The organism is Halomonas sp. I5-271120 (assembly GCF_030553075.1).
Classification (GTDB): domain Bacteria; phylum Pseudomonadota; class Gammaproteobacteria; order Pseudomonadales; family Halomonadaceae; genus Onishia; species Onishia taeanensis_A.
Genome location: NZ_CP130701.1, coordinates 2584091 through 2606177 on the forward strand (window position 1 = coordinate 2584091; position 22087 = coordinate 2606177).

The 22087-nt window shown below is 63.0% G+C and carries 19 protein-coding genes and 1 other RNA gene; 12 read left to right on the forward strand and 8 right to left on the reverse strand.

Going from position 1 to position 22087, the window contains the following annotated elements; genetic code table 11:
* Both Q2K57_RS11500 and Q2K57_RS11505 read left to right on the forward strand, forming a co-directional pair.
* Positions 1-1182, forward strand: a complete 1182-nt coding sequence (locus tag Q2K57_RS11500) for an NAD(P)/FAD-dependent oxidoreductase (RefSeq protein WP_304525133.1) — start codon at positions 1-3, stop codon at positions 1180-1182.
* A 224-nt stretch (positions 1183-1406) separates the two neighbouring features.
* Positions 1407-2327, forward strand: coding sequence for a CHAD domain-containing protein (locus Q2K57_RS11505; protein WP_304525134.1), 921 nt, complete (start codon positions 1407-1409; stop codon positions 2325-2327).
* Between the two features lie 138 nt (positions 2328-2465).
* Here Q2K57_RS11505 and Q2K57_RS11510 read toward each other — a convergent pair whose 3' ends face one another.
* From Q2K57_RS11510 to Q2K57_RS11525, 4 genes are all read right to left on the reverse strand, one after another.
* On the reverse strand, positions 2466-2783 hold the full coding sequence (locus Q2K57_RS11510) for a YqjK family protein (RefSeq protein WP_304525135.1): 318 nt from the start codon (positions 2781-2783) through the stop codon (positions 2466-2468).
* Positions 2764-3171: a phage holin family protein gene (locus tag Q2K57_RS11515; protein WP_304525136.1), complete on the reverse strand. Its 408-nt coding sequence runs from the start codon at positions 3169-3171 to the stop codon at positions 2764-2766. The genes Q2K57_RS11510 and Q2K57_RS11515 overlap by 20 nt, the downstream gene beginning before the upstream one ends.
* Positions 3171-3503, reverse strand: a complete 333-nt coding sequence (locus tag Q2K57_RS11520) for a YqjD family protein (RefSeq protein ID WP_304525137.1) — start codon at positions 3501-3503, stop codon at positions 3171-3173. The genes Q2K57_RS11515 and Q2K57_RS11520 overlap by 1 nt, the downstream gene beginning before the upstream one ends.
* Positions 3504-3625: 122 nt before the next feature.
* Positions 3626-4585: a phospholipase A gene (locus Q2K57_RS11525; protein ID WP_304525138.1), complete on the reverse strand. Its 960-nt coding sequence runs from the start codon at positions 4583-4585 to the stop codon at positions 3626-3628.
* 364 nt (positions 4586-4949) lie between these two features.
* Between Q2K57_RS11525 and mscK the strand changes: the two genes are divergently transcribed.
* Positions 4950-8462 carry a mechanosensitive channel MscK gene (gene mscK, locus Q2K57_RS11530; RefSeq protein WP_304525139.1) on the forward strand — a complete coding sequence of 1171 codons (3513 nt, stop codon included), beginning with the start codon at positions 4950-4952 and terminating at the stop codon, positions 8460-8462.
* Between the two features lie 6 nt (positions 8463-8468).
* Here mscK and Q2K57_RS11535 read toward each other — a convergent pair whose 3' ends face one another.
* The 3 genes from Q2K57_RS11535 to Q2K57_RS11545 all read right to left on the reverse strand — a co-directional run bounded on the left by Q2K57_RS11535 (position 8469) and on the right by Q2K57_RS11545 (position 12694).
* Entirely contained in the window at positions 8469-9230 is a 762-nt protein-coding gene (locus tag Q2K57_RS11535; RefSeq protein WP_304525140.1) for a TlyA family RNA methyltransferase, read from the reverse strand.
* A gap of 141 nt (positions 9231-9371) precedes the next feature.
* Positions 9372-11423, reverse strand: coding sequence for a hypothetical protein (locus Q2K57_RS11540; RefSeq protein ID WP_304525141.1), 2052 nt, complete (start codon positions 11421-11423; stop codon positions 9372-9374).
* A gap of 47 nt (positions 11424-11470) precedes the next feature.
* A complete protein-coding gene (locus tag Q2K57_RS11545; RefSeq protein WP_304525142.1) occupies positions 11471-12694 on the reverse strand; it encodes an acetyl-CoA carboxylase biotin carboxylase subunit family protein in 1224 nt (407 codons plus the stop codon).
* A gap of 226 nt (positions 12695-12920) precedes the next feature.
* Between Q2K57_RS11545 and ffs the strand changes: the two genes are divergently transcribed.
* From ffs to Q2K57_RS11585, 8 genes are all read left to right on the forward strand, one after another.
* An RNA gene (gene ffs, locus Q2K57_RS11550) (signal recognition particle sRNA small type) lies at positions 12921-13017 on the forward strand.
* Between the two features lie 194 nt (positions 13018-13211).
* Positions 13212-15449 (forward strand): DNA polymerase III subunit gamma/tau, encoded by a 2238-nt coding sequence (gene dnaX / locus Q2K57_RS11555; RefSeq protein WP_304525143.1) that lies wholly within the window; start codon positions 13212-13214, stop codon positions 15447-15449.
* Positions 15450-15491: 42 nt separating this feature from the next.
* Positions 15492-15818 carry a YbaB/EbfC family nucleoid-associated protein gene (locus tag Q2K57_RS11560; RefSeq protein WP_112053543.1) on the forward strand — a complete coding sequence of 109 codons (327 nt, stop codon included), beginning with the start codon at positions 15492-15494 and terminating at the stop codon, positions 15816-15818.
* Complete coding sequence (gene recR / locus Q2K57_RS11565) at positions 15818-16423, forward strand: recombination mediator RecR (RefSeq protein WP_112053542.1); 606 nt, start codon at positions 15818-15820, stop codon at positions 16421-16423. The genes Q2K57_RS11560 and recR overlap by 1 nt, the downstream gene beginning before the upstream one ends.
* A gap of 31 nt (positions 16424-16454) precedes the next feature.
* A complete protein-coding gene (rnd, locus tag Q2K57_RS11570; protein ID WP_258395916.1) occupies positions 16455-17618 on the forward strand; it encodes a ribonuclease D in 1164 nt (387 codons plus the stop codon).
* Complete coding sequence (locus Q2K57_RS11575) at positions 17611-17916, forward strand: YcgL domain-containing protein (protein ID WP_304525144.1); 306 nt, start codon at positions 17611-17613, stop codon at positions 17914-17916. The genes rnd and Q2K57_RS11575 overlap by 8 nt, the downstream gene beginning before the upstream one ends.
* Before the next feature lie 52 nt (positions 17917-17968).
* Entirely contained in the window at positions 17969-18418 is a 450-nt protein-coding gene (locus Q2K57_RS11580) for a YcgN family cysteine cluster protein (protein ID WP_304525145.1), read from the forward strand.
* A 578-nt stretch (positions 18419-18996) separates the two neighbouring features.
* Positions 18997-19470, forward strand: a complete 474-nt coding sequence (locus Q2K57_RS11585) for a hypothetical protein (RefSeq protein WP_304525146.1) — start codon at positions 18997-18999, stop codon at positions 19468-19470.
* Positions 19471-19543: 73 nt separating this feature from the next.
* Here the strand turns inward: Q2K57_RS11585 and Q2K57_RS11590 are convergent, their stop codons facing one another.
* Positions 19544-21589, reverse strand: a complete 2046-nt coding sequence (locus Q2K57_RS11590) for a S9 family peptidase (protein ID WP_304525147.1) — start codon at positions 21587-21589, stop codon at positions 19544-19546.
* A gap of 69 nt (positions 21590-21658) precedes the next feature.
* On the opposite strand from Q2K57_RS11590, the gene Q2K57_RS11595 reads away from it, so the two are divergent.
* Entirely contained in the window at positions 21659-22081 is a 423-nt protein-coding gene (locus tag Q2K57_RS11595; protein WP_220086222.1) for a hypothetical protein, read from the forward strand.
* Positions 22082-22087 lie beyond the last annotated feature (6 nt).

The following is a 22087-nucleotide window of genomic DNA, read 5'->3' on the forward strand; positions in this document are numbered from 1 at the left end:
ATGACTTCTCAACCCGATGTGGTGGTGATCGGTGCCGGTGCGGCCGGGCTGATGTGCGCCCTGACCGCCGGTTACGCCGGCCGACGCGTGCTGCTGCTCGATCATGCCAACAAGGCCGGCAAGAAGATCCTGATGTCGGGAGGCGGGCGCTGCAATTTCACCAACATGGCGACGGGGCCCGGCAATTTCTTCTCTGCCAACCCGCATTTCTGCATCTCGGCCCTCAAGCGCTATCGGCCGGAGCACTTCGTCGAGCTCGTCGAGCGCCATGGCGTCGATTATGTCGAGAAGGCACCGGGACAGCTGTTCTGCGCTGACTCCGCCAAGGACATCGTTCGGCTGCTGCTCACCGAGTGCGAGTGGGCAGGCGTTGAGGTCAGTCTTAAGACCCGCGTCGACTCCATCGAGCGGCAGGGCGAGGGTATGCGGCTTGAGACGTCTCTCGGTCGCATCGACACCGGTGCCGTGGTGATCGCCACCGGTGGATTATCGATTCCCAGCATGGGCGCCACGGGCTTTGGCTACGACATCGCCCGCCAGTTTGGTCTCGCGGTCACCGACACCCGGGCGGCGCTGGTGCCCTTCACCCTGACATCGCAGTGGAAGGAGCGCGCCGCGGCCCTTTCCGGCGTCAGCTGCGAGGTGGTGGCCAAGTGTCGTGACGGCGCCTACCGGGAACCGATGCTATTCACCCATCGTGGGCTCTCCGGGCCTGCCATGCTGCAGATTTCCAGCTATTGGCAGACCGGCGACGAGCTCAAGATTGATCTGCTGGCGGGTGATAACGCCTTCGAGGCCCTGGCCCGGGCGCGCCGAGAAACCCCCAAGCGGCGTCTTTCGACCTGGCTTGGCGAGCGCTTTCCCAAGCGCTTCGCCCAGGCGCTAAATGACTGGTATGGCGAGGACGCTCCGTTGGCGGAGCTTTCCAATGCCCGTCTCGAGGGCTGGCAGGCACGTCTTAATCATTGGTCCATAAAGCCGGCGGGAACCGAAGGCTGGCGCACCGCCGAGGTCACCATGGGGGGCGTGGATACCCATGGCGTGTCGTCGAAGACCTTCGCGGTCAATGGACTGCCGCAGTTGCGCTTCATTGGCGAGGTGCTGGATGTGACCGGCGAATTGGGGGGCTACAATTTTCAATGGGCCTGGGCGTCGGGCGTTGCCTGCGGGCAGTCGCTCTAGGCTTTGTACGAAAACTACCTGCGCTCGGCAATACGGCGTTAAAAATTGGTTCAAAATGCTCATTTACACCCCGTAAACTCCGCTTTTTCGCCAATTTTTGCCTTGTCTTGCCTTCGCTCGCTGACTTTTCGCACAAACCCTAGGTCTCGGGAAAGGCTGGAACTGACGCCAGACATACCGGGTCGCTCTTGCCTCATCGTGCAGATCTCAGAGGGGGGAACGCCATGGCGTTTGCGCTACGACTGAACCGGGCCATGCAGGCCAACCTGACGAGGATCGTCGATCGCCAACTGCGCAAGGCCCTGGCTGAGCTGGCAATCGCGCCAAGCGATCCGCGGCTTGCCGATCATGTTCATCAGGTCCGCAAGCGGATGAAGATGCTGCGTGGCCTGCTGCGCCTGATGCGCGACGCCATGCCCGCCGACATGTATCGCCTGGAAAACGCTGCCTTGCGCGATGCAGCGAATGCCCTGTCTGGGTCTCGGGATGCTCAGGTGTGCATCGACACCTTCGATACCCTGGTGCCTCCGGACGTTCTGGACGACAAGGCCCAGCAGCTTGCCCCCGTACGCGAAGCGCTGGTCGCCGCGCGGGACCAGCTGCTCGCAGGGGCGGGGCCTGACACGAAAGGGGATAACACCGCGCAGCACCTGGCGTCGGCTCGCTCGGAACTCGAGGCGATGCGCGAGCGGTTGCCGGGGTGGCGGCTGACGGACAAGGGCTTCAAGGCCATCGCCGGCGGCTTGAAGAAGGTCTATGGCCAGGGACGAAAGGCTTTCGCCCAGGCTTATGCCAGCGGTGATGATGGGGATTTCCACGAGTGGCGCAAGCAGGTCAAGTACCACTGGTATCACGTGCGCCTGCTGCACTCGCTCTGGCCGGCGGCCATGCGTGCCCGTGCCAAGGACCTCAAGTCGCTGGCTGAACGACTGGGCGACGAACACGACCTCACGATGCTGCGGGCAGAGCTGCTGAGCCTGGATGGCATCGAGGAGGGGGCAGTGGCGGAGCTGGAGTGGCGTGCGTCGCGCCGTCAGCTCACCTTGCGTGACGAGGCCCGAAGGCTCGGTGGCTTGCTGTATGCCGAATCAGCCAAGGCTTTTTGCCGCCGCTATCGGCGTTTCTGGAAGGTGGCAAGGTCCTAAAAACTAGGTCCTGAAACCAAGGTCCTAAAACCAAGGTCCTGATAGCAAGCGTCTGACAGCGCGGCCCTATCAGGCGCTTGGCCGGGGCATGCACCAGGCGATCAGGCACGCGGCCTGTCGCGCAGGCGGCAGGGGCAGTTACTTGATGATGCGGCGAAGGCGCCTTGCCGTCATGGCGAGGCCGAAGGCACGCCCGGCGAGTCGCCTGACCCCTTTCGGGCGGCGCAGGCTGCGCCAAGCGATTATCCCGGCAATGCCATACAGCGGTGCCTTCCAGCGCAGCACGGCATGATAGAACGCGTCGATGCCCTGAGTGGCGTGTCGCCAGTGTTCGGCATTGACCAGCACATCGATACGCTGCTGCTCGATGCGGGCTTCAAGAAGCGCCTTGCGCGCGGCTAGGCTGGCCGTGTCGGTGCTTTTGCGGGCAACGGCATTAGTGGTCGGCGTGGGCATGCTGTCGCTCCGCGTTCATGAGTTCGCGGTCGGTGGCGAGGTGCTTGAGCGTACTCTTGAGAAGAGTCGGGCGTCTGGCGAGGCGACGCACCCATAGCGCCATGGCCAGGCCACTGCCCAGCAGGGCCAGTGCGCAGGCAGCGATGGCTTCCAGCCGATAGCTGTCCCAGAACACCACCACCACCAGCAGGGTCAGCACTGCCATGCCCAACAGCAGCAGCAGGAAGCTGACGCCTGCCAGCAGCAGCAGGGTGATCAGGCGGGCCTTCTCCTCTTCGAGCTCCACCACGGCGAGGCGCAGACGCGTCTCGCCAGTGGCAAGCAGGCTGCCGATCAGTCGCCGGGTGGCCTCGAATACGCGTTCTGCCGGTCCCTGGCTCTGAGCCATCAGCGCCGCCCGATCAGCATGCCGATCACGACGCCGACGCCGGCACCGATGCCGATGCTGGTCCAGGGGTTATCGTGGACATATTTGTCGCAAGCATCGGCCTGCTCGCGAACATTGTCGCGGGCATCGTTGTAGAGCCGTTCGCCGCGGGCCTCGAGGTGAGCGCGAGTATCCTTGAGGCGTTGCTCGGCACGCTCGCGCATCTCCTTGATATTACTGCGTGAATCATCTGCAGTGGCGTTTACCAGCTCCTCGAGCGTCTGGGTCAGGTGCTCAAGGTCGCTCTTGAGCTGGTCGGTGCTGGTATCGATGTTGGGCGTGCGGTTTGCCATATGAGTCTTCCTTTGACGGGTGGGAAACGTGTTCAGCATAGCAGCCCGGGCCCGCGGACAGCATCCTTTGCCATGCTTGCCCGGGGTGCCCTCGCTGATGTTCAGCATATGTTGGTGAAGAATCAGCGTGTGTTGGTGAAGAAGGAGTTGAGGCTGAAGCCGATGCTCAGGCGATGGTTGCTGTTGTCATAGTCGACCAGGCTCTCGCCGTAGCCGTGATAATACTGAATATGCCAGCGTACGCTGCTGGAGAGTGGCAGCGAATAGTCGAACTGATAGCCCATGTGACCGGCGGCGGGGTTGCCTCGAACCAGCAGGCTGGCTTCGTGGTTGTCATTCAGGCGCCTTGCAAAGGTAATGTCGCCATACCCCATATAGCGCTCAATGTCCGGGTTATCGTCTTCTTCTGCGGACTCCGGGATGCGCCAATGGGGAGCCACGCTGATCACCCAGTCACCGCGCTGGAAGATGCTCTCCAAATATAGCCGGTTCCAGCTGCGTGATAGCGGTTCCGAGCGGCCGTTGGACTGGTGATTGAGCGCAAGGCGATTCTGAATGTTGGTCCAGCCCATCATCGACATATCATTGTCGAAACTGACGAAGAACTCCGGCTCGAAGTTAGTTTCCCGGAAGGGCGAGGATGCCTCCGAATTGTAGGCCTGCCACCAACTGCGCTGGGTATAGGCAAAGTACAGGTCGCCGTTGTTGACGAAGACATTGTCGGCTAGCTTGAATTTGGCGCTGAACTGGAACTTGACCTCGGCATTGCCCACTTCCGAATCGCTGATGGAACGGAAATCTTCCTGATTGGGGCTAGTGTTGTAGCTCCAGGGGAACAGATAGTTACGGCGATAGGCGGTAATCGCGAAGGGGTTGTTCTCGGATTCCTCCTCCAGTTCGCGCCGCTGTTCGGCTTCTTCCAGGGCACGCTGGGCCGCGAGCTGGTCGGTCATCTCTTCCTGAGTCAGCGGCTGGTTAGTCGCTTGCCCCTCGGTGTCGCTGTCCTGTGCGACGGCTTCGCTCGCCAGTGCGTTTACACACAAGGCCAGGGCGATCGCCGTGAGTGGCTTGGGCATGGCCATGTTCTGATTCCTGTCGGTCGCCTATCAAGCCCTGTTTCTACCATGCCGTCAGGCCAAGTCAATCGTTCTCGATTTCTCACAGGCTTTTTCAATGACTTTTTCAATGACTTTCTCAATGACTTTCTCAATGACTTTCTCAATGACTTTCGCAAAGGCTTCCTCACTGACTGGGCGGCGGCGATCTGTCGCGGTCGCGTAGAGTTGTTGCGATCGTCGTCGCGGTCGACACTGACAGGAAGGAGTTCGCTCGGCATCGCCTATCCTGGTGGCGTGCTGGGGCGGCGTCGCTGGGAAATATGGCTGAATATGCGGTGGGCGGGGATGCGGAGGGAATGCCGTGAGGCAGGTGAATAGGCAGGGCCTTATGCCAGGGCATGTAGCGCCTTGGTCAATCGGCATCGGCGGGTGGTTGGCGATGCTGTTGCTGCTGGCCTTGGCCGGGCAGGTGCAGGCCCAGGACGCCTCGACGTCCGAGTTGCCGAGTATCGCCACCCTGAATGCTCGCATTCAGGGCCTCGAGCCGCAGGATGGTAGGACGCTTGATGAGGCGACGCAGCGCGATCTAGATGCGCTCCAGGCGACTCAGCAGACGCTTTCGAAGTTGCAGAATATGCAGGCCGAGATGGCGACGCTGGAGCAACGGATTGCCAGTGCTCCGTCGGACATCGAGACGCTGAAACAGTCGCTCCAGGGCGATGCATCCGCCGCGCCGGACCTGACCCTCGAGTCACTCGACTCGCTTGCGACAAGTGAGCTGGACGCTCGCCTCCAGGATGCCCTGGATACGCTGCAGAGACAGCAGGATCGTCTGAGCGAGATCAATACCCAACTGATCAACACCCAGATGCTTCCCGAGCGCGCACAGCAGAGCATTGCCGAGGCGATGCGGACACTTGAGAGTGGTCGTCAGGCCCTGGAAAACCTGGCTGATGGGCCGGCTGATGCCCCTCAGCGTCTGCAGCGACTCGCCGAGACGCGTCTGGCGGACCTGACCGTGCGCTATCAGCAGAGTGCGCTGAATGCCAACTCCCGCCTGCGTGAGCTCGCCCAGCTGCGCCAGGATCAGCTCAACCGGCAGATCACCCAGCAGGAGGCTCGCCTGGCCATGCTGCAGGCGGTGCTTGATCGCAAGCGACGCGTTCAATCCGAGCAGGCGATCAAGGCGGCAGCGGCGGACAGCCCGCAGGTGGAAACCGAACATCCGGTGGTCAAACAGGCGCGAGAGGTCAATCGCGAGTTGAGCCTTGAGCTTTTAAAGGCCACCGAGCTTTCCAACACCCTGGCCCGCGATGGGCTGGAGGTGCGCCGTCAGCTGGACCGCGTGCGCCAGCTGCAGCGTACCCTGAATGAGCAGATCGACGCGATTCGCGGCAGCCTGTTGCTGTCACGCATCCTGCGCGAACAGCGACGCCTGCTGCCGCAGGTTGAGCAGCGGCGTAATCTGCAGGATGACATCGCCGACCTGCGTCTCAAGCAGTTCGAGCTGGGCCGTCAGCGTGAGGCGCTTCGGGATACCACTGCCTTGGCGCGACAGGAACTGGCAGCGGCCAAGGTCGAGCCCACGGACACTCTTATCGCCGCCCTGGAGGGGCTTTATGTCTCGCGGCGTGAGCTGGTCGATCAGGTGGAACAGGCCTATGGCGAGGAGCTGAGCGCGGCCATTGATCTGCAGCTCAATCAGCAGCAGCTGCTGGCCCTCAGCCGGCAGTTGCGGGCGACGCTCGACGAACAGTTGTTCTGGGTTGCCAATAGCCGTCCTCTTGATCTGGGCTGGCTGCGTCAGATACCTACGCGGCTGGTCGAAACCTGGGGGCAGGGTGCTTGGCGCTCGGCGCTTCCCTTGCAGTGGCCTGGGCTTGGGAGCCTGGTGGGGCTGTTGCCGCTATTGATCGCCGTCGCTCTCTTCCTGTTGCGTCCACCGATCAAGCGCCACTTGGTGCTGCTCAACGACAAGATTGGGCATCTCAAGTATGACACCCAGGCCCTTACCCCGCGGGCGATAGCGCTCAATGCGCTGCTGGCAAGCCCCGGTCCGCTTCTGCTGGCGTCGCTGGGGCTGGCACTGTTGGCCGGTGAAGAGGGGATGATGACGCGGCTAGGGATGGCGCTGATTCAGTTGGCGCTGGCCTGGGGCAGCATCGCCTGGGCGAGGCGGCTGCTGGTGCGCGACGGGGTGGCGATGCGTCATTTTCTGTGGCCGCCGGCCTACGCGATACGGCTATCCAGGCTGCTGCTCTGGCTGGGCGTGTCGCTGGTGCCGGTGCTGATGATCTCAAGCGTGGCCCGCGGCGGGGAAGTGGCCCTGGCCCATTACCCGCTGGCCCTGCTGTTAATGCTGGTAGGCCTCGCCGGCATGGCGGTGGTGCAGAGCAAGCTGATCGCCGCCCACATGCCGTTTTTCGGCATTCTGCTGCTGCGCCTGCTGGTCGGCCTGGCGCTGGCTGCCGTCCCGCTGCTGCTGATTGGCCTGATCGTGCTGGGCTATGAATACACGGCCCTGAGTCTGGTCTCGCGTTATGTGATCACGCTCTATCTGCTGGGGGTGTGGATCGTGGTCGAAGCCTCTGTGGTGCGGGGGTTGGCGGTGGCGGCGCGACGCCTGGCGTATCGCCGTGCTTTGGCTCGTCGCCGGGCGCTGAAGCGCGAGGAGTCGGGAAGCGGAATGGAAGTCGTCGAGGAACCCCCGCTGGACATGAATCAGGTCAACCAGCAGTCGCTGCGTCTATCCAAACTCATCCTGGTGCTGGGATTGGCGCTGCTGCTGTATCTGATATGGGCAGACCTGCTAACCGTGCTGGGCTACCTGAACCGGGTGGCGGTGTGGGCCGGGGATGCGGGCACCGGTGGAGAAAGCGGTGTTGCTGCCGGGGTCAGCGTGGCGGACGTCTTCATCGCCCTGGCGACGGTGGCCCTGACGATGATGCTGGCGCGGAACCTGCCGGGTCTGCTTGAGGTGATGGTGCTGTCGCGGCTGGCACTCAAGCAGGGTAGTGCCTATGCCATCACCTCGTTGCTGTCTTATGTGATCGCCGGGAGTGGGGTGGTGATGGCGCTGGGAACCCTCGGGGTGACCTGGGACAAGTTGCAGTGGCTGGTCGCCGCGCTGGGCGTGGGCCTGGGGTTCGGGTTGCAGGAAATATTCGCCAACTTCATTTCGGGGCTGATCATTCTCTTCGAACGGCCGGTGCGCATCGGCGACACCATCACCCTTGGCAACCTGCATGGTACCGTCAGTCGCATTCGGATCCGCGCCACCACCGTCACGGATTTTGATCGCAAGGAGATCATCATTCCCAACAAGACCTTTGTCACCGATCAGCTGATCAACTGGTCGCTATCGGACAACATCACCCGCGTGGTGCTCACCTATGGTGTGGCCTATGGCTCGGATCTAGCGCTGGTGCATCGGCTGCTGCGCGAGGCGGCCAAGGGCAATGCGCGGGTGCTCAAGGACCCTGAGCCGCAGGTGTTCTTCCTGCAATACGGGGCCAGTACCCTGGATTTCGAATTGCGCATCTTCGTCAATTCATTGATCGATCGGCTGTATGCGGCGGATGAAATCAACGTCGAGATCGCGTCCCGTTTTCAGGAGCACGGTGTCGAAATCGCCTTCAACCAGCTCGATGTACGCCTGCATGATGCCAAGGGTGGTCCCATCGAATGGGGGGCGCCGCCCGTCCGCGAGGCGCAAGCCGACAAGCGGGATGGGAACGAGGGCGCGCCCGCCAATAGGGCGGATGACACGCGACAGGGCGACACACCAAATAGCGGAAAGGCAGATGATGGCAAGAGGACGGGGGGTAGGCGGGCTGGCGACAAGAGAGCGGGCGACAAGAGGGCTGGTCTCGAAGGCCAGGCGCCAGGCGAAGATGACTAGCGCCGCTCAGTCACGACGGCCGTGCAGCAGAAATTCGCGGTTGCCGTCGCCGCCTTTGATCGGGCTTTCTTGCCAGCCAAGCACCGTGAAACCCTGTTCTGAACAGCAGGCGCGAATACGCGACTCGACGCCTGTCAGCAGGGCGTCATCGGTCACGATGCCCCGCTCGTTGACCTTGCCGGGACCGACCTCGAACTGCGGCTTGACCAGCGACAGCAGCTCGGCGCCTGTCGACAGCAGCTGGCTCAGCTGGGGCAGGATCAGGGTCTGGGAAATGAAGGACACATCCATGACGGCAAGCGACAGCCCGCCGGGTGCATGCTCTGCCAGGGTCTTGCGCAATTCGGGAGAGTCGGCCATGGCACGGGCATTGAGACCTTCCAGACAGCTGACTCGCGGGTCATCGCGAAGCCCCGGGTCGAGCTGATTGTGGCCGACCTCAACGCCGATGACATGAGCCGCGCCGAAGCGCAGCGCACAATCGGTGAACCCGCCTGTCGACTGGCCCACATCCAGTACCACCCTGCCGTCAAGGCGCATGCCACGGGCCTCGAGCAAGGCTTCGAGCTTGAGCCCGGCCCGCGAGGCGTAGCGCTCCTCGGGGTCATCGGCGACCGTCAACGGACTGTCTTCCGGCAGCTTTTCCGAAGGCTTGGTCAGTGGCGGGTGGCCTGCCAGGCTGACCCGACCATGGCGGATCAGGCGCTGGGCGCGTGAGCGGGAGCGTGCCAGGCCCTGGGCGACGAGCAGCTGGTCGAGTCGGATCATGGAGCCTCTGGCCGAAAGAGCGGAACGTGTGGAGTGGGATTATACGCAGGACGGCCTGCGGGAGAGAATCCCGCAGGCCGTCTGATGGTGAGAGTGTAGAGATGAGAATGTAAGGGACAGTGGCGGGGTAGATGCGCCGGTTTAGCCCTCTGGCGGCGTCTGTCCGCTGCTCGCCTGTAGCTCACCCTCGGGGATGCGATCCTTACCCCAGCTGCGATGGATGTAGCCGGTCACCCGGTCGATTTCTTCCTGGGTGATCTTGGCCAGCTCACCGCGCTCCAGCGGATCATAGTGGTAGATATACAGGCGCGACACGAACTGCTCGAAGGGCAGCGAGGACTCGCCGAAGCGCTCGCCGTGGTCTGCCGTGCTGACCTTGATGCCGTCGCCCCAGTCCTGACCGCTGTCGTTATTGGGGTTGAAGAAATAGACCCGCATCACGTCATTGGGGTCGAGGTTGGCGCGCAGAATGGTGATCGCATGCCAGCCGATGAAACGGGCCGCGGTGTCGGTCACGGCGATGCCGGCCGGCTGCGGGTGGATCAGCGGCTGATTGCCGTTGTAGTAGGGGTGATAGCTTGCATAGAAGTGGCGCAGGAAATCGTCCAATTCCGTCAGCTGCCCGGTCGCTACATCGACATTGATGCGAAAGCCTCGGCCTGACCACCAGCCATGGAATTCCGGGTTGACCCAGCGGTGCGGATCGCCTTCGCGGCCGATGCAGCGCCGTCCCATCTCCGCATAGATGCGGTCGAGGTGCGGCACCACGATCAGGGAGACCGGGTCCAGGTCGGTGGGCAGTGTCTGGGCGATGCCGGAGAGGCTTGCCATGGAAGACAGCGGCATGCCCTCAAAGTGCATGATGATATCGTCATCGCGTGCGCCCCAGGCCACCATCTGCAGCAGGTAGTCAGGGTCGTTGTAAGCCCACATCGATAGGGCGCGCGCTGACTGGCAGGTCGGGTTGTTGCCCTGGCCAACGCCCAGCGGCAGGCCGAGCATGCACAGCACGCCTTCCAGTAGCCTTGCCTTGGGCGAGACGGTTTCCCCAAAGGCCAGGTTCAGGCGGGCCTCGGACCAGTCAGAGAGCGGCAGCCCCAGTTGGCGCCACATGGCGGGCGCCACGGGGGGCTGGTAGAAGATACCGCGCTCAAGGGTCAGGGCCAGGCCGTAGATCGCCTGGGATGTTTCCGGATAGACACCGCCACGGATCAGCGCGTGGACCAGTTCGTGATAGCAAAGCAGGCAGTCTCGTCCGGTAGAGGAGAGCCCCATGGCCTCTGCTAGCAGGTGGTCACTGTAGTCCAGCAGGTGACGCAGCAGTATCGGATGGTAGGCGGAGACCAGACCCGTGTCGTGCATGGAGCGCGCAAAGCCGGTGGCCTCACCCTGGAGAGCGGCGGTGTCCATGCTGGATAGCCGCTCACGATAGACATCGACCCCCGGGTCTTCGCGAGAGGCTCGGGTGGGACCGAACAGCGAGCTGACCAGGCGGTCGGCGCCCTGGCCGCTGCCCCCAAGGTCGATATCGGGATTGGCCTGGCAGAGGGCGATCTGCGTGATCATCTGCTTGACGGATTCTACCTGGATGGGACGCTGCTCCAGGATCCGCCAGATTTCCTCGATCAGATGATCGATGATGTGCTCATAACCGATGCGTTCGGACAGATAGCGGAACAGGTGGCGCGGAACCTCGGCCAGTCGGCCCTGGGTTTCGCGTTCGGCCTCGGTGGGATCACCAAACAGCAGCCGAAGGTTGATCGCCATGGTCTGGGTCAGGTAGTGGTGCGCCTGCTCCAGAGAAATGAGCGGGTGAATATAATCACCCTTGGCCACGGCCAGGAGCCGTAGTTCGCTTAGCGACTCGATCACCACCATGTTGGGGTCGGCGCTTGTCAGCGCATGGGTGGTGAGTGACGGAACCAGGTGCTGAGGCGTTTCCCAGTCGGAACCCAGGAATATCCCGGCTTCTTCAAGGACGCGGCCGCGCTGCTCGATGGCCGCGCAGCCGCCCTCTTGCAGCATGACCCGTCGGGCGGTATCAAGCACTCGTGGCAGTTTGCTCGGCTTGGCGAAGTCGCGCGCGTTGCTGAGTAAAGTGATGGCGTCGTCGAATTTCTTCAAAAGGCCAGCGAGTTTCTCGCTGGCCTCCAACGCTTCACTTTGGGGTGTCGTGTCTCGTGGCGTTGTCACGCAGACTCCTTGTCATCAGGCTTTCATGCTTTCTATGACGCCCTACATCAGACATAGAAATCAAGATCTTCCAGGTGCTTGAGAAGATCCTTCATGCGCTGAGCTTCGTCGCCCTTGAAGTAGATCAGGCCCCAGTGCGTGCCGAAGGCGGTACGCTTGGTGACGGTCTCTTCCATGGGAGCGGTCAGCTCGTGGGACTCGAAGTACGGATGGTCTTCGACCTCTTCGGGGATCTCCAGCTTGCTGACCACGCGGCGGCGCGGATAGACGCCGAAGCAGCCGGCAAAGCCGTCGGCATCGACCACTTCCTTCGGGAAGAAGGCCTTGACCTCTTCTTCGGTGGTCTTGGGGTCGAAGACCAGCATCGAGGCCTGGTAGGCGTTGAAGCCGTAGACACGTTCGAGCAGTTCGAAGACTTTGAAGCCCGGCGGACGATAGGCAACTTCGCCGAAGTACATCTCGCCATCGTTGGTGACGAAGTACTCGGGATGGATCAGGCCGAACTCGATATCGAAGGCCTTGATCAGCTTCTCGATCTGCGCGGTAATCTGCGGGCGGTACTTCTCGAGCTCCGGAGAGGCCGGCACGAACACCGAGTAGCCAAGCGTTACGTATTCGGAAATGTTGAGGAAGACGATCTTGCCGTTGTGAATCCAGGCTTCCACCGCGAATTCCCAGCCGTCCAGGTGCGACTCCATCAGCACCGGGAATTCCTCGTCGGGAATCGTATCGACCTCATCCGGGGTGCGGATCACGCGATGCCCCAGGCAGCCGGCCTTGTCGAAGGCCTTGAGGTGGATCGGGTCATTGGGGTCGCCGTCGAGCTTGAGCAGCGTCTGGTTGACGCGCTTCAGGAAGCGGATGACGTCTTCCTTGTCGTGCGCTTCCTCGAAGATGCCCACGCGGATGCCGCCCAGCTGAGCGCGACGCTTCATCAGCGCCTTGTCGCGCAGCAGCAGCGACTGGCCGTAGAGGCGCGGGCTGTCGAGCAGCACGGAGTTGATCGCACCGGCCCACTCCACGGTTTCCTCGAACAGGGGGATGGCGACGTCGACGCCCATGCCTTTCAGAGTCTCGGCGATCTCCATGGAACGATCATTGAGACGCTCGAAGTTCCATGACACGTAGGGAATATCGTGCTTTTCGCAATAGTCCTCGGCCCAATCCGGCGCCACGACCACGTAGCGGCGATCGAAGCTTTCGGCGGCCTCTAAGGCGCTCAGGCTCCAGCCCAGCAGCGCGATATAGCCCTTGTTGGAATCCTTTTGCATTGGTTCTCTTCCTGTTGGTGTGAAGTCTTGTAGGTAACGCCCAAGCTACACCTATAAGCCTAGACTAGAAAGAAGGCGTCTGGCCTGAGCCCAGAGCCGGTCATCCGGTCTTGCGGACCCTCTAAGCCGCTGTTATAGTGCGCCCCGCTCGATGCGCCGGTGAATCAACCGGGCAGCCTTGGATATGACTATCGTTTGGCAAGCAGTCGAGTCGTTATGGTGGCCCCGTCGGTCCTCCCGCAACGCTAAATCGCAAACCCCGCCAGGCCCGGAAGGGAGCAACGGTAGTGATGGATGCGTGTGCCGGGATGTGGCTGTCGGGGCCGCCTCCATTTCAGGGGTCGAAATCTCCGCCTCCTTGTGGTCTCCCTCCCTTGCCTTTCGGCGATGCGCTCCAGCAGCTAGAATACCTGTCCGGTTCAGGCACTGCGTCTGACCGTGCGTCGTGCGTTGAACGGCGTCGTCTAATTTCCATGAAAGTTTCGATGAAAGTTTCGATGAAAGGATCTCGCGCTGCATGAGCTATCAGGTATTGGCCCGCAAATGGCGCCCCCGCACCTTCCATGAGCTGGTGGGGCAGGAGCACGTGCAGCGCGCGCTGGTCAACGCCCTGGATCAGGGGCGCTTGCACCATGCCTATCTGTTCACCGGGACGCGCGGTGTCGGCAAGACCACTCTGGCCCGCATTCTCGCCAAATGCCTGAACTGCACTGCCAATGGCGACGATGATAGCGGCGTCACCTCGACGCCCTGCGGGCATTGCGAGAACTGTCGAGCCATCGACGATGGGCGCTTCGTTGACCTGATCGAGGTCGATGCCGCCTCGCGCACCAAGGTCGAAGATACCCGCGAACTGCTCGACAACGTTCAGTACGCGCCCACCCAGGGCCGCTATAAGGTGTACCTCATCGATGAGGTACACATGCTCTCGACCCACAGTTTCAATGCGCTGCTCAAGACCCTGGAAGAGCCGCCGCCGCATGTGAAGTTCCTGCTCGCCACTACCGATCCGCAGAAGCTGCCGGTTACGGTGCTGTCGCGCTGTTTGCAGTTCACCCTCAAGAACATGCCGCCGGAGCGCATCGTCGAGCACTTGAGCCGAGTGCTCGAGGTCGAAGACGTGCCCTTCGACGAAAGCGCCCTGTGGCTGCTTGGCAAGGCGGCCGATGGCTCGATGCGTGATGCCATGAGTCTGACCGATCAGGCGATTGCCTTCGGCCAGGGCCAAGTGCGCCAGGCCGATGTCGCTGCCATGCTGGGTACCCTCGACCAGCGTCATGTGCTGACGCTGCTCGAAGCGCTGGCTGAGGTAGATGCGGCGCGGGTACTCAGTGAAGTGGCATCGTTGGCCGAGCAGGGGCCTGACTTCGCTGGCGTGCTCGATGACCTGCTCGGCGTGCTGCATCGTCTGGCGGTGGCGCAGATGGTGCCCGGCGCCCTGGATAACGGCCACGGCGACCGTGAGGTTCTGCTGACGCTGGCCTCGCGCTTCACCGCCGAGGATGTGCAACTCTATTACCAGATCGGCCTGCAGGGCCGCGGTGACATGGATCAGGCGCCAGAGCCGCGCACTGCGCTGGAGATGACGCTGCTGCGCATGCTGGCCTTCCGCCCCCAGGGCGTCCCCAAACCGGCCCAGACACCTCTGCCGATGACCGGCGACGCCGTCCCGGAGCAGACTGCTGGTAAGCCCCCTGGGCAAGCCCCCGAGCAGACGCCGCAGCCGGCCCCGGAGGCGTCACCCCAGGGGACGGCTTCCGGACCGGTTGCCGGCTCTGCTCCCAATGATGATCAGCGCAAGTCGTCGCCCTCGCCAGCGCCGGCCTCTCAGCCAACGCCCGAAACAGCCGAGCCCACGGCGCCGGCGGATCCGCGGCCCGCCAGTGAGCAGCCGCCCCCCTGGGAGGCACTGCCGGATGACATGACGAGCACGCCGGAGACGCCTGCTGAGTCAGCTATGGAGGGGGGCGAGGATAGCTCTGGGCATGGTTCTGGGCATGACCCTGAGCATGGTTCTGGGCATGACCCTGAGCGTATGCCTGAGGATAGTCCTGGAAACCGCTCCGACAACGGCTTCGAGCAAAGCGACATGGACGCAGCCCCTGCGCCTCTGGAGGCCAGCGCTCAGCCATCTCATGTTCCCGAGCCGGCATCGGATGCGCCCTCAATGGCGCCCGATACCGCGCCCGCAGCCACTGCACCCTCCATGGCGCCCGATACCGCACCCTCTATGGTGCCCGATACCGCACCCGCAGCGGCGGCTGAAGCACCGTCGGACGCTGTGCCTTCCATCGAAGCCGAAACGCCGCCGGCCCCGGCGAATGCGCAGGCGGCGGCCGATACAGACGCTATTCTTGACCAGGCCGCCTGGCTTGGTCTCTTCGAACAGCTGGGGCTTGGGGGCCTGACACGCAACCTGGCGGCCCATTGCGTGGTCGAACGTGACGATGGCCGGGCTCTGGTGTTGCGCCTTGCGCCGTCCCAGGCGGCCATGAATGCCGAGGTTCACGTCACGCGCATCCAGAAGGCTCTTGCGGGTGTCGGCGTGAAGCGGGCGGTGAGCATCGAGGTGGGCGAGATTCCCGAGGCTGTGGAAACGCCCCGAGGCCAGTCCGAACGAATCAACGCCGAGCGTCATGCGGTGGCGGTTGAAGCCCTCAGGGCTGACCCGCATATTCAGAAACTCCAGTCGGCCTTTGGTGCCCGCCTGGTGGAAGACAGCGTCGAACCGCGCCAGAACCACGATTCGGCCTGACGCCGCTGGTTCACGACTCAACGACTCAAGAGGAATCTCACCATGATGAAAGGTGGCATGGGCAACCTGATGAAGCAGGCTCAGGAAATGCAGGAGAAAATGCAGCGTGTCCAGGAGGAGGCCGCCAAGGCCGAGGTTCTGGGCGAAGCCGGCGCTGGCATGATCAAGGTCACCATGAACGGCCGCCATGATGTCAGCAAGGTCGAGATCGACCCGAGCATCATGGAAGAGGACAAGGAACTCCTCGAGGATCTGCTGGCTGCCGCGGTCAATGATGCGGTCCGCAAGGTCGAGGCGGCTTCCAAGGCTCAGATGGAAGAGGCCACCGCTGGCCTGGACCTGCCGCCTGGCTTCAAGATGCCGTTCTGATGAGTTTCTCGCCCCTCGTCGACCGATTGCTGGAATCGCTACGCGTGCTGCCGGGGGTCGGGCCCAAGACCGCCCAGCGAATGGCGCTGCATCTGCTCGAACGCGAACGGGAAGGCGGAGAGCGCCTGGCGAGCGTGCTGGCTGAGGCGTTGGCCGAGGTCGGCTACTGCCAGCGCTGCCGCACTCTGACCGAAGAGGAGATATGCGGGCTTTGTCGCAGCACCCGCCGCGATGAGCGGCTGCTATGCGTGGTGGAGTCGCCGGCGGACATGCTGGCCATCGAGGAGGCCGGTGGCTATCGCGGCCAGTATTTCGTGCTGCACGGCCACCTTTCGCCTCTCGATGGCATTGGCCCGGACGACATCGGCCTCGATCAACTCGAAGTGCGCCTCGCTGAAGATGGCGTCGACGAAGTGATTCTGGCGACCAACCCCACCGTGGAAGGCGAAGCCACGGCACATTACATCGCCACTCAGCTCACCGGCCGCCAGATTCGTCTGTCGCGCCTGGCCTATGGGGTTCCCATGGGCGGCGAGCTGGAATATGTCGACGGCGGCACCCTGAGCCGCGCCTTCAATGGTCGCCTGCCTTTTACCGGTGAGTGAGTCGACGTCTGCAGTACTAATTGGAAACGCTATGTCCCTGGCACCCGAATCTCTGGCACCCGAAAATCGCGATCTCGATATCCGTTGGATCGATACGCCCAAGGCCCTCGATGAGGCCTGCGAGGCACTCGCCAGCGCCGACACGCTGGCGCTGGATACCGAGTTCTTTCGTGAGTCGACCTTTTTCCCTGTGCCTGCCCTGGTTCAGCTGTGCGCCGGCGAAACGGCCTACCTGGTCGACCCCCAGGCTGTCGCCGCCACTCCCGCCCTTAAAGCCTTGTTGTCCGAGGGGCCGCTCAAGCTGTTGCATGCCAGCAGTGAGGATCTCGAGGTGCTGGGCGGCTGGGCCGGTGTCAGCATCTGGCCGCTGGTCGATACGCAGGTGGCGCAGTCGCTGCTTAGCGAAGACCCGGCGATGGGCTACCAGCGGCTGGTGGAGCACTGGACCGGGCATATCCTGCCCAAGGACGAAACCCGTTCCGACTGGCTGGAGCGCCCGCTGTCCGATTCTCAGTGCCGCTATGCGGCTCTCGATGTGATCTATCTTCTTGAGGTCTGGCAGGCGCAGAGGGCGGCCCTCGAGGCCCTGGGGCGCCTCGACTGGCTCGAGGCCGATTGTGCCGCCATCGTTGGTCAAGCCGGGCGCAGCCTTGATGCCGACAGTCAGTGGTACCTGCGCCATCGCCAGCTGTGGCGCCTCGAGCGACCACAAATCGAGGCCTATCGGCGCCTGACGACCTGGCGAGAAGGCGAAGCCCGGGCACGCAACCTGCCTCGTGGCTGGCTGGTCAGCGACAAGCTGCTTTACGCGGTGGCCGAGCGCATGCCCAAGGATCGGCATGGCTTGGCCCAGGTCGAAGGCCTGAAACCCGGCGTGATAAAGCGCGAGGGCGATACCCTGCTGGCGCTGGTGCGCGAGGCGCGCCATTGCGATGAAGCCGAGCTTGCCGAAGCCCTGCCGTCGCCGCTCACGGGCCCCTTCAAGAAGCGCTTCAAGGCCCTCAAGCAAGTGGTGACCGGTCAGGCCGAGCGTTTGGGGATCGCACCTGAGGTGCTAATGCGGCGTCGTGACCTCGAGTCGCTGGTGGCGGCCAATCTGCTCGACCGCCCCTTGGTTCTGCCCAACGGCTGGCGTGGCCAGTGCCTGTCTGATGACCTGGCCGCCGCGCTCAATCAGGTAAACGCCCATGAGTGATGCAACCGATCGCAAGCTGCTGTGTGAGATTTTTAAAAGCTCACGTCAGGACGAGATGTATCTCTACGTCGACAAGCGCAACGGCATGCAGGACCTGCCTGACGCTCTGCTTGAGCACTTTGGCAAGCCAGAGCCGGTGCTGACCATGATCCTCACGGCCGAAAAACGCCTGTCTCGTGCCAAGGCCGCGGACGTGATGGCTGCCATCGATGAAAAGGGGTTCTATCTGCAGATGCCGCCGGCCAAGGAGGCGTATCTGCTGGACCTCTATCGCACCCCGACGCGGCCGAGCTATTGACGATTCGTCGTTCCGTCCTCATTTGCGCCTCGTTGCGCACCAAGGAGTCCCCATGCGAGAGCGTTTCTGGGAGCGCTACCCCCTTGAAGAGCTGAGCGACGAAGAATGGGAGGCGCTGTGCGACGGCTGCGGGCAGTGCTGTCTGCTCAAGATCGAAGATGAAGACAGTGGCGATGTGGCCGTTCTCAATGTGGCCTGCGAACTGCTCGATATTGCGTCCTGCCGCTGCGGCGATTACGAGAACCGCTTTGCCCGCGTGCCTGACTGTACCCAGTTGACAGCGGCGCGGGTCGACGATTTTCGCTGGCTGCCGCACTCCTGTGCCTACCGGCGCCTTCATGAAGGTCGTAAACTGGCCGGCTGGCATCCGCTGATTTCCGGCGATCCCGCCCGAGTTCATCGCAAGGGTATCAGCGTGGCCAGCTTCGCCGTGTCGCAGAAAGATGTGCCTGAAGAGGCATTTGAAGACCACATCATCGCGATCCTGCCTATCGACGGTTAGTCGTTCCCTACCCCCGAGCATGACCATCCTAGCGCTGACCTGAACGTTTTCATTGCAGAACCTGATGCTGAAGAACCATTCCCTTTTCCGATGGTGAAGGAGGTGGCAGGTAACCATGCTATGGAGGTGTGTAACAAAATGTTTTGCGCAGGCCGACAGGCGATGCGTCAGGCAAGGGGCAGCAGCAAGGGGGCAGGCAATGAACATGTTCAAGTTGACGGCCCTGGCGGTGGCAATCGGTTGTTTGTCATCGACAGGCGCCTTGGCGCAATCGTCACCGGAAAATAACTTCGCTAGTCCGTTACCACCGGATCAGATGCAAGGTATTGGCAATAACACGCTGACGGATGCGGAGCTGGATGCATTAATCGACGACCTCGAAGCTCCGGCGGCAGGCGGCGGTGGTGGCTGTGGCGGTGGAGTCGAGGAAGGTTGTGATGGCTTTTTCTTCCAGGTAGCGGCGATTACGCCTCCTCCGGGCGCGCCTGAACCAACCGATCCGACCGACCCGACTGGTCCAACCGATCCGACCGACCCCACTGATCCGACCGATCCCACTGGTCCGACCGATCCTGGTAATGGCGGCGGTGGTGGTGGTTCTGACGGCGGCGCTGGTGGTGGTTCTGACGGCGGCGCTGGTGGTGGTTCTGACGGCGGCGCTGGTGGTGGTTCTGACGGCGGCGCTGGCGGTGGTTCCGGCGGCGGCGGCGCTGGTGGTGGTTCCGGCGGCGGCGCTGGTGGTGGTTCCGGCGGCGGCGCTGGTGGTGGTTCCGGCGGCGGCGCTGGTGGTGGTTCCGGCGGTGGCGCTGGTGGTGGTTCCGGCGGTGGCGCTGGTGGTGGTTCCGGCGGTGGCGCTGGTGGTGGTTCCGGCGGTGGCGCTGATGGTGGTTCCGGCGGTGGCGCTGATGGTGGTGCCGGCAGCGGTGCTGGCGGTAGCGGTGCCGGTGGTAATGGCGGTAGCGGAGGTAGCGGCGGCGGTGCCGGCGGCACGGGTTCCGGCGCGGGTGGTTGATCGCGCTAGGCCGTTTTCGCCGACTGTTCCGTTAGCGTAAAGCGACCAGTGTCAAAAAAGAGGCCTCGTCCGGTGAAAGCCGGACGAGGCCTTGTCATGAGCGGAAGCAGGCGTCAGGCCAGCTCGGCCAGCCCTAGGGCCCAGAGAACATAGGCATCCTGGCGGGCGTTGTCGCGCCAGGCCTTGAAGCGGCCGGAAGCACCGCCATGGCCTGCTCCCATGTCGGTGCGCAAGATGATGGGGCCACGGGCGCTATCCAGTTCCCGCAATCGGGCGTAGAGCTTGGCGGGCTCCCAGTAGGGCACCCGGGCATCATGCCAGCTGCCTTGCAGGAAGACACTTGGGTAGGGCTGCGCCTGGAGGTTGTCCAGCGGTGAATAGTCTTTGAGGCGCTGACGTACCGCCGGGTCTCCCGGATTGCCCCATTCCGTGTACTCGGCGATAGTCAAGGGTAGGTCCGGGTTTTCCATGGTGCGTAGCACATCCACGAAGGGGACATCGAGCACCGCAGCGCAGAAGGCTTCCGGGTCAAGGTTGAGGCTTGCCCCTACCAGCAGCCCGCCGGCACTGGCTCCATAGGCCACGACCCTATCCGCCTCGCTCAGCCCCATCTCGACCAGCCTGTCACGGGCGGCCAGGAAGTCTCGGAAGCTGTTTTCCTTGTGTTCGAGCTTTCCGGCCAGGTACCAGGGTTCGCCTCGGTCGCCGCCGCCACGCACATGAGCGACGGCGAAGGCGATGCCCCGTTCCAACAGTTCAAGCCGGGCGACCGAGAACCATGGGTCGAGCACTTCTCCGTAGGCGCCGTAACCGTAGAGCAGGGTCGGCATCGGAGCCTGACCGAGACGATCAGCGCGGGCAACGATGGACACCGGGACCCGTTCGCCATCGTGGGCCTCGGCCCACACTCGCCGACACATCAACTGCGACGGGCGCAGACTGCCATGCACCGGCTGCTCCTTGAGCAACTTGCGCTCCCCGGTGTCCAGGTCGTGGCTGAGCCAGCGAATCGGCAGGGTGAAGGATTCTTCGCGCAGCAGTAGCCGGCGCTCGTTGAAGTGCGGGGTATCCCCCAGAGCCAGGCTGCAGGGTTCTTCGGGCAGCGGCAGGCGCTCGTCGCGCTGGATACCGTGTTGGGTATCCAGCTCGAGCACCCGCAGATACACCTGAGCCTTGTCATGATCGCGTTCAGTGATCACCAGCCCCCAGCCAAAGGCGTCGATGCCCTCGAGGGTCTGATCATCGCGATGGGCAATCAGCGGCTGCCAGGTGTCGCGGTCGTTTTCCGGGCACACATCCAGTCGGAAATGCGGTGCCTCGCGGTTGTTGAGGACGTAAAAATGACCGGGGCGATGCTCGATCGCGTATTCGACGCCGGCTTCCCGCGCTCGGAAACACTGTGGCGTGCTATCCGGCAGCTGGGCCGGCAGCAGGTAGCATTCGCTGGTGTCCTTGGAAGCACTCTCCAGCACGAGCCAGGTGCGCGAACGCGTCTTGCCAATGCCCAGCCAGAACTCAGGATCGTCTTCGCGCAGGATCAGCTGTGCTTCCTGCTCAGGCGCCGCCGTGTCCAGCCGCCAGATGCTCTCCGGGCGATGAATGTCGTCATAGCGGGTAAACAGCAGCGTGCGATCATCCTCAGCCCAGCACAGTTCGGGACCTATGCCTTCAAGCAATAGCTGAGGTTCGCCGTCGGGCAGTGACTTGAGATAGAGCGTGAACATCTCGTCGCCGCTGGTGTCTTCGGTCCAGGCCAGCCAGGCTTCGTTGGGCGACAGGGCCATGTCGCCGACTTCGAGGAAGTCGAGTGAGGTGGCGCGCGCCTCAAAGTCGAGGAAGCATTCCCGCTTGGACGGCGCGTCGAGCGGGTGGCGCCACCAGCGAGGGTAGTCGGCATCGGCGGCGGTCTCGCTCCAGTAGGTATAATGATCCAACGGCGCCGGCAGGCCGGTGACGGCCAGTTCGCGGCGGGCCAGGTGGCCCTGGTAGAGCGCTTCGACTTCCGACTCCAGTGGCGCGAACCAGGCGCTGCTTTCGGCGTTGGCGGCTTCGAGGAAGTCGTTAACGGAAGCATCGTCGCGGTTTTCCAGCCAGTGCCAGTCGGGGTCGTCCGGGCGGTGGAAACGGTCGATGGGCGAGGCAGACGGCTGTGCTTTCATTGGGTGCGGTGTACCATATGTGCGATCAATAGAGGATGCGTGCGCCAAGGGGCGTACGCCTGGAGAGAAATGATGCTGTTGTCCAATTCGCTGCCACAACTGTGGCTGATCTATGGCCTATTGTCGCTGGTTGTACTGGTGACTGGCCACCTGGGAATTCGCTTCCTGCCCCGGCTGCCCCGATGGGTCATCACCGGGCTGGTGGCCGGTATCATCTGGATGCCGGCCAGTTATGCACTGACGACGCTGGATCAGGCCGAGGCGCATTCCGGCATCGCACCGGCAGTGGTCGTGGCCGCGGTAGCCGTGCTGCAAGGGAAGGGCGGTGCCATGGCCGGGGCCTCGCTGCTACTGGTCGTGGGTGCCGCGCTGGGTGCCTTGCTGGGGCTCGGGGTCTGGCGCCTGCTGCGCCGTCCACCGGCGCCAAAGGCCCGTGCCGCCGAAAAGCCGGAAGCTTCAAGCCATGAACGCCAGGAGCCGGTCATCGGTTAAGGGGAA